This window comes from Xanthobacter sp. BG11Y11_SDJG, from assembly GCF_057364445.1.
Window position 1 is genome coordinate 1 of record NZ_JBNFNU010000207.1, and the last position, 7,406, is coordinate 7,406.

At 70.6% G+C, this 7,406-nt stretch carries 3 protein-coding genes and 4 pseudogenes; 3 read left to right on the forward strand and 4 right to left on the reverse strand.

Features of this window, described 5'->3' with window-relative positions:
* Window positions 1-72: 72 nt before the first annotated feature.
* Complete coding sequence (locus AC2W7M_RS15950; RefSeq protein ID WP_486133199.1) at window positions 73-459, reverse strand: hypothetical protein; 387 nt, start codon at window positions 457-459, stop codon at window positions 73-75.
* A 421-nt stretch (window positions 460-880) separates the two neighbouring features.
* Between AC2W7M_RS15950 and AC2W7M_RS15955 the strand changes: the two are divergent.
* Window positions 881-2,053: pseudogene (locus AC2W7M_RS15955) on the forward strand (acetyl-CoA acetyltransferase).
* Window positions 2,054-2,388: 335 nt separating this feature from the next.
* Here AC2W7M_RS15955 and AC2W7M_RS15960 read toward each other — a convergent pair.
* From AC2W7M_RS15960 to aspS, 3 genes and pseudogenes are all read right to left on the reverse strand, one after another.
* Window positions 2,389-2,958, reverse strand: coding sequence for a hypothetical protein (locus AC2W7M_RS15960; protein WP_486133200.1), 570 nt, complete (start codon window positions 2,956-2,958; stop codon window positions 2,389-2,391).
* A 186-nt stretch (window positions 2,959-3,144) separates the two neighbouring features.
* Window positions 3,145-3,339, reverse strand: coding sequence for a DUF2059 domain-containing protein (locus AC2W7M_RS15965; protein WP_486133201.1), 195 nt, complete (start codon window positions 3,337-3,339; stop codon window positions 3,145-3,147).
* A 349-nt stretch (window positions 3,340-3,688) separates the two neighbouring features.
* Window positions 3,689-5,460: pseudogene (gene aspS, locus AC2W7M_RS15970) on the reverse strand (aspartate--tRNA ligase).
* 349 nt (window positions 5,461-5,809) lie between these two features.
* Between aspS and rnd the strand changes: the two are divergent.
* Both rnd and mutL read left to right on the forward strand, forming a co-directional pair.
* Window positions 5,810-6,960: pseudogene (rnd, locus tag AC2W7M_RS15975) on the forward strand (ribonuclease D).
* Window positions 6,961-7,034: 74 nt separating this feature from the next.
* A pseudogene (gene mutL, locus AC2W7M_RS15980) lies at window positions 7,035-7,406 on the forward strand (DNA mismatch repair endonuclease MutL); the annotation flags it as partial.

Sequence of the window (7,406 nt, forward strand, 5' to 3'; positions counted from 1 at the left end):
CCGGCGGCACGGCGACGCCGGCCTGGCGTCCCGGATTGCCCGGCGGCAGCGGCGCGGGCGAGGTGTTGCTCGTCACCACATTGGTGGCTGGGCGCCTCGGCGGAGGAGGCAAAAGCCGCACGCGCCGGTGACGGCGCCGGGCGCGAACATCCAATCGTCGCCGGAGGACAGGGTCCCGGCGGAAGGGATGCCGCCGTCGCTTCCCGGCCGCGGGCCGGAATGGGTGCGCAGCACCACCGGGGGCACGGCGGGACCGGCATTGGCGATCGCCTGGCGGTCCTGCTTGCCGGAGCCCGAGCCGGTCATGAACCAGACCCCGCCACCGACGGCGCCGGCCAGCACCAGCGCGCCGACACCCACCAGCAGCGCCACGGGCGCGCGTCGCCGCGGCTCCTCATGGGGCTCCTCGTAGAGGTCGTAGCCGGACTCGTCGTCCCAGTCGAAGTCGTAGGCGGTCATGGTCCTCGCTGCTCGACGCGGGCAGCCGGACCCCGAAGGATGCGGACCGCCCTCTTCCCGTAGCCGGAAACCGGCTCCAAACCCACGAACGCGGCCCCGCGACCGGATCGCCGTGCGATCGGAGCGAAGCCTGCGCCAGCCCCGCGAACCGCTGCGGGGTGCCTGGACGGCACGCGCCGACAATAAAGCAGCCGGCGCCGATCTCAAGTGCGCCGGACGCCGCGGCACCGCGACACCGGCTTTGCGACCGAGCATGCCCGATCACGGTGAGCAAATCCTTAAGACCGCCTTGCACCAGAGCGGGATGGCGAGAACATGGCGGCCCCGCGCCATCGGGCGCCCGCAGCCCGCGCCATTGGACAGTCCGGGGGAACTGCGCTAGCGCTGGAGGCGATTGCCGACACCGTCAGGGAGACGCGCCATGGATGCCAAGGCTGCCATCGTGGGCTGGGCCCACTCGCCGTTCGGAAAGCTCGAGGACGCGGACACCGAGGCGCTCATGAGCCGGGTCGCCGGAGCCGCCATCGAGCATGCGGGCCTCGCCCCCGCGGACGTGGATTCGATCCATGTGGGCGTGTTCAATGCCGGCTTCCAGAAGCAGGACTTCCAGGGCGCCATGCCGGCGCTGTCGGTGCCGGAGCTCGCCCACGTGCCAGCCATGCGGCTGGAGAACGCCTGCGCCACCGGCTCGGCCGCCATCCATTCGGCGCTGAACTATGTGGAGGCCGGCCGCGGCCGAATCGCCCTCGTGATCGGCGCCGAGAAGATGACCGCCAAGCCCACCGCCGAGGTGGGCGACATCCTGCTGAATGCTTCCTACCGCAAGGAGGAGGCGGACATCGACGGCGGCTTCGCCGGCGTGTTCGGGCGCATCGCCCAGGCCTATTTCCAGCGCTACGGCGACCGCTCCGAGGAACTGGCGCGCATCGCCGCCAAGAACCACAAGAACGGCGTGGCGAACCCCTATGCGCAGATGCGCAAGGATTTCGGCTTCGAGTTCTGCAACACCATCTCCGAGAAGAACCCCTATGTGGCCGGCCGCTGCGCCGCACCGACTGCTCGCTGGTCTCGGACGGAGCGGCGGCGCTGGTGATCGCCTCCGCGGACGTCGCCGAAGGCCTCACCCGCGCGGTCGCCTTCCGGGCCCGCGCCCCAGGCCAACGACATCCTGCCGCTCTCGCGCCGCGACCCGATCGCCTTCGAGGCGCGCGCCGCGCCCTGGGCGCAGGGCCTTGCCGAGGCCGGCCTCACCCTCGACGACCTCGACCTCGTGGAGACCCACGACTGCTTCACCGTGGCCGAGCTGATCGAGTACGAGGCCATGGGCCTCGCCAAGCCCGGCGAGGGCTACAAGGTGGTGCGCGAGGGGCTGACCCAGAAGGACGGCAAGCTGCCGGTGAACCCGTCGGGCGGCCTGAAGTCCAAGGGCCACCCCATCGGCGCCACCGGCGTCTCCATGCACGTGCTCTCGGCCATGCAGCTCATGGGCGAGGCGGGCGACATGCAGATCGACGGCGCCAAGGTCGCCGGCGTCTTCAACATGGGCGGCGCCGCGGTCGCCAACTACGTGTCGATCCTCGAGCGCGTAAAGTAGCCGCCGCCGTCGCCGTTCCCCGGCCCAGCGACGGCGTGAGCCGTCGTCACCCGGCCCAGCGACGGCGCAGCCGGAGCGCCGAGCCGGGGTCCAGGGGAGACTCCCGCGCAGCGGGCAAAACCCCGCACCGCTGCCGATGACGCCGGCCCGGCTGAGCCGCCAGAAGAGATCAGGCCGCCTGCGGCGAGGTCTTGCGCTGGGTCCCGGCTCTCCTCCCGCTACGCTGCGCTTCGCTCCCGTCGGCCGGGACGCGAGGGCGGTTCCCCGGCCCAGCGACGGCGGTTGGGGAGGACTGCGGCGGTCGGGCGGAGCCGTTTCCGGCCCCGCCGTCGGGCTCAGCCGCCGGCCTTCTCGATGGCCGCGAGGTCGATGGCGTTCAGGAAGGCGCGCTTGTCGGCCTCGCTGCCCGAGCCCTCGATCATCACCAGCGTGCCGCCGGACATGAGCTGGATCGTGCCTTCCTTGGTGAGCACGGCGGTGCGGCCCTGGTGGCGGAACACCTTGCCCATGGCGCCCAGCATCTGCGCGCTGGAGAACATGGCCCCCATCTGGGCGATGATCGGCGACTGGGTGATGATCTGCACCGTCACGTCCGAGCTTCCCTTGGAATATTCGCGCCGCGCGATCAGCCCGCCGCCGAACATGGCCGCCGCCGCCGCATCGGTCTCGGTCTCGCCCGCGGTCCAGCCGGGCGGCACCGGCGGTAGGAACTTGGCCAGCCCGTCGGCGCTGCGCTGGGCGAGCAACTGGGAGGCGACGTCCAGAGACTGCTTGGCGCCGGAGAGGTCGCCGGCCGCATAGGCCTTCTGGGCCTCGGCGATGGCATCGGCGATGTCGTCGGCGCGCGCGGGATGGGCGAAGAGAATCAGTCCAGCGGCGAGGATCGGCGCGAAGGCTCGGATCACGGGGATTTCCTTCTTCCGGAGGGCGCGGCACCGCCTCGGAAGGGAGGCGGCGCGGCGGCGGTGCCGCGCGCCGGCCGGATGGCTCCCGCCCCGCACGGGACCCTGACCCGGCGCATCGGATCGCGCCGCCACACTGCCGCAGCGGAAGATGCCGCGCAACCCGGCAAGGCTTGCGCTGCCGCAGCCTCAGCGGGGCAGGGCGCTCATCTGCACCACCAGCTTCATGATCTGCTGCTGGATGGCGGCGTTGACCTCGGGCGACTTGGTCTCCTCCACCTGAACCAGCTTCAGGCCCAGCGGGCTCTTGAAGAAGGTGAGCAGATCGTTCAGCTCGGCGGGGGTGAAGGCCTTGGCGTAATGGGCGGCGATGGCGGCGAGAATCTCCGCGCGCGCGCCGGCCGCGGCCTTCTGGAGGTCGGCGCGGGCGGCCGCCTGCTTGTCGGCCGGGAGCTTTGAGACCGCCTCGCCATCATGCGGTTAAACCGGCCCTCGAAGCCGGGCGAGAGCGAGAGGTTCACCACCTCGCGCGCCACGGCCACGGGGGTGGACGTGGGGCCGGCGCGGATTGGGCCGAGGCCGCGGCGGGAAAGGCGAGAGCCGCGACCAAGAGCAGCTGGCGGGCGTACCGCATGGGGCTTCCTCCGGGGCGCCGGCACATGGTTGGCCGGCTTTCGCCCCGGAGCACTCTACATCATCCGCCGCAGATTACGCGCCAAGTACGCGCCAAGCCTCACTTGGTCGGCGCCACCGGACGAATGTGAAGCTCGCGCAGCTGCTTGGGGCTGGCCTCGCTGGGCGCGCCATGAGCAGATCGAGGGCCTGCTGGTTCATGGGGAAGAGCGAGATTTCGCGAAGGTTCGTCACGCCGCAGAGCAGCATGACGATGCGGTCCACGCCCGCCGCCATGCCGCCATGGGGCGGCGCGCCATACTGGAACGCGCGGTACATGCCGCCGAACCGCTCCACCACGGTCGCCTCGTCATAGCCGGCCAGCTCGAACGCCTTCACCATGGCCTCGGGGCGATGGTTGCGAATGCCGCCCGAGGCGATCTCGTAGCCGTTGCAGGCGATGTCGTACTGGAACGCCTTGATGGTGAGCGGGTCCTGCGTGTTCAGCGCCTCCAGCCCGCCCTGCGGCATGGAGAAGGGGTTGTGGGAGAAGTCGACCTTCTTCTCCTCTTCCGAATATTCGTAGAAGGGGAAGTCCACGATCCAGGCCAGCTCGAACCGGTCGTGGTCGACGAGGTTCAGCTCCTCGCCCACCTTGGTGCGGGCAAGGCCGGCGAACTTCACGAACTTGTCCGGATCGCCGGCAACGAAGAAGGCGGCGTCCCCGGCCTTGAGGCCAAGCTGGACGCGGATCGCCTCGGTGCGCTCGGGGCCGATATTGTTGGCAAGCGGGCCGGCGCCTTCGCCCCCCTCACGCCACATGATGTAGCCGAGCCCCGGCTGGCCCTCGCCCTGAGCCCAGGAATTCATCCGGTCGCAGAAGGCGCGCGAGCCGCCGCCCGGGGCGGGGATGGCCCAAACCTCGTTCTTCTCCACCTCCAGCATGCGGGCGAACACCTTGAAGCCCGAGCCGCGGAAATGGTCGGAAACGGCCTGCATGACCAGCGGGTTGCGCAGGTCGGGCTTGTCGGTGCCGTATTTGCGCAGCGACTCGGCATAGGGAATGCGCGGCCAATTCTTCGTCACCGGCTTGCCGTTCGCGAAATCCTCGAACACGCCGGTGATCACCGGCTCCACCGCCTGGAATACGTCCTCCTGCTCGACGAAGCTCATCTCCAGATCGAGCTGGTAGAACTCGCCCGGCAGGCGGTCGGCGCGCGGGTCCTCGTCGCGGAAGCAGGGCGCGATCTGGAAGTAGCGGTCGAAGCCGCTCATCATGATCAGCTGCTTGTACTGCTGCGGCGCCTGCGGCAGGGCGTAGAACTTGCCCGCGTGCAGGCGCGAGGGCACGAGGAAGTCGCGCGCGCCCTCCGGCGAGGAGGCGGTGAGGATCGGCGTCTGGAACTCGAAGAAGCCCTGGGCCTTCATCTTGGCGCGCATGGCGTCGATGATCGCCATGCGGGTCATGATGTTCTTGTGCAGCTTCTCGCGGCGCAGGTCGAGGAAGCGGTATTTGAGCCGCGTCTCCTCGGGATACTCCACGTCGCCGAACACGGGCAGCGGCAGCTCGCCGGCGGCGCCCAGCACTTCGAGCTCGGCGGCGTAGACCTCCACCGCGCCGGTGGCGAGGTCGGGGTTCTCGGTGCCCTCGGGGCGCTTGCGCACCTTGCCGTCGATGCGGATCACCCATTCCGCGCGCGCCTTCTCGGCGGCGGCGAAGGCCGGGCTGTCCGGGTCCACCACCACCTGGGTGAGGCCGTAATGGTCGCGCAGGTCGATGAACAGCACGCCGCCATGGTCGCGGATGCGGTGGCACCAGCCGGACAGGCGCACGCTCTGGTCGACCTCGGCGAGGGTGAGCGCGCCGCAGGTGTGGGAGCGGTAGCGGTGCATGGCGTGCCCTTTCAAAGGCTGAATGGTCGGTCTGCGGGGTCCTTCGACCCCGCCTCGGCGCCGGCCGGCCGCGTGTGGCCGGACTGCCGCGAGAGGCCGCGTTCCACACCGGGCGCCGCCTGGGAGGCCCGGCGCGCCGCGGCGCGGACGACCGCGTCTGAGGCGGGGCGAAGGTGCATGCGCCTTGGGGCTTGTCAAGCGCGCGCGGGCTTTCCGAGGCAGGGGGCGCAGGTAGGGCAGCCAGCCATGCGGCCTGCGCAATGCTCGTGGCGCAGCTATTCTGCACGCGTCTGACAAAATCGCGCCACATTCCCTTTCCGTGGACGGCGCCGGTGGGTATGGTCGACCAATGGATCCGATCACCTCCACCGAGGCGCTGGCATCGGCCTGCGAGCGTCTCGCCCGCCATCCCTTCGTCACCGTCGACACGGAATTTCTGCGGGAGACCACCTTCTGGCCGAAGCTCTGCGTCGTGCAGGTGGCCTCGCCGGAAGAGGCGATCATCATCGACGCGCTGGCCGAGGGACTCGACCTCGACCCCTTCTATCGCCTCATGGCCGACCACTCGGTGATGAAGGTGTTCCATGCCGGCCGGCAGGACATCGAGATCATCTGGCACCAGGCGCGGCTCATCCCCCATCCGGTGTTCGACACCCAGGTGGCGGCGATGGTGCTGGGCTATGGCGACAGCGTGTCCTACGACCAACTGGTGCAGCGCGTCACCGGGCATGCCATCGACAAGTCGTCGCGCTTCACCGACTGGTCGCGCCGGCCGCTGAGCCAGGCGCAGCTGACCTATGCGGTGGCGGACGTGACGCACCTGCGCGACATCTTCCTCAAGCTCACCGCCGACCTCGACGCCCGCGGCGCGGCGAATGGGTGGGGGAGGAGATGCGCGTCCTCACGTCGCCCGCCACCTATGAGCAGAGCCCCGACACCGCCTGGGAACGCCTGAAGTCGCGGGTGCGCAAGCCGCGCGAGCTGGCGGTCCTGGTGGAGGTGGCGGCCTGGCGCGAGCGCGAGGCGCAGAGCCGGGACATGCCGCGCGGGCGCATCGTCAAGGACGAGGTGATCGCCGAGATCGCCGTCCAGGCGCCGCAGTCGCCGGAAAAGCTCGCCGAATTGCGGTCCTTGCCCAAGGGCTTCGAGCGCTCGCGCTTCGGCGAGGCGGTCCTCGATGCGGTGAAGAAGGGCCTGGCCCGCGACCCCAAGACCTTGCCGCGCATCGAGCGCGACAAGCCGCTGCCCAATGGCGCCAGCGCCACGGTGGAGCTGCTCAAGGTGCTGCTGCGCATGACCGCCGAGCAGAACGCCGTCGCCGCCAAGGTGATCGCCACCACCGACGACCTGGAGCGCATCGCCGTCGACGACGCGGCCGACGTGCCGGCCATGAAGGGCTGGCGCCGCGAGCTGTTCGGCGAGCGCGCGCTGGCGCTCAAGGCCGGGCGCCTGGCGCTGGCCGTGGACAAGGGCCGCGTGGTGGCGGTGGAGCGGGACTGATCCGCCTGGCGGGATGCCGCGGGCGGCGCGCGGCGCTATCATCGGCGCCCTTCATCTGCTGAGTCGCCCGCCCGATGCCGATCCGCCGCCTGCCGCCCGTGCTCATCGACCGCATCGCCGCCGGCGAGGTGGTGGAGCGCCCGGCCGCGGTGGTGAAGGAACTGACCGAGAACGCGCTCGATGCCGGCGCGCGCGCCATCGAGTGGTGATCGACAGCGGCGGGCGCCGCCTGGTGCGGGTCGCCGACGACGGCGCCGGCATGGGGCCGGACGACCTCGCTCTGGCGGTGGAGCGCCACGCCACCTCCAAGCTCGACGGCGAGGACCTGCTCGCCATCTCCACTTTGGGCTTCCGCGGCGAGGCGCTGCCCTCCATCGGCGCGGTGGCGCGCCTTTCCATCACCAGCCGCGCGCGGCGCGCCGAGCGCGTCGAATCGCGTCGACTCG

What these genes read in the sequence shown, in the direction of transcription:
- AC2W7M_RS15950 (WP_486133199.1), bottom strand. Translation starts at nt 459, where the DNA reads ATGACCGCCTACGACTTCGACTGGGACGACGAGTCCGGCTACGACCTC.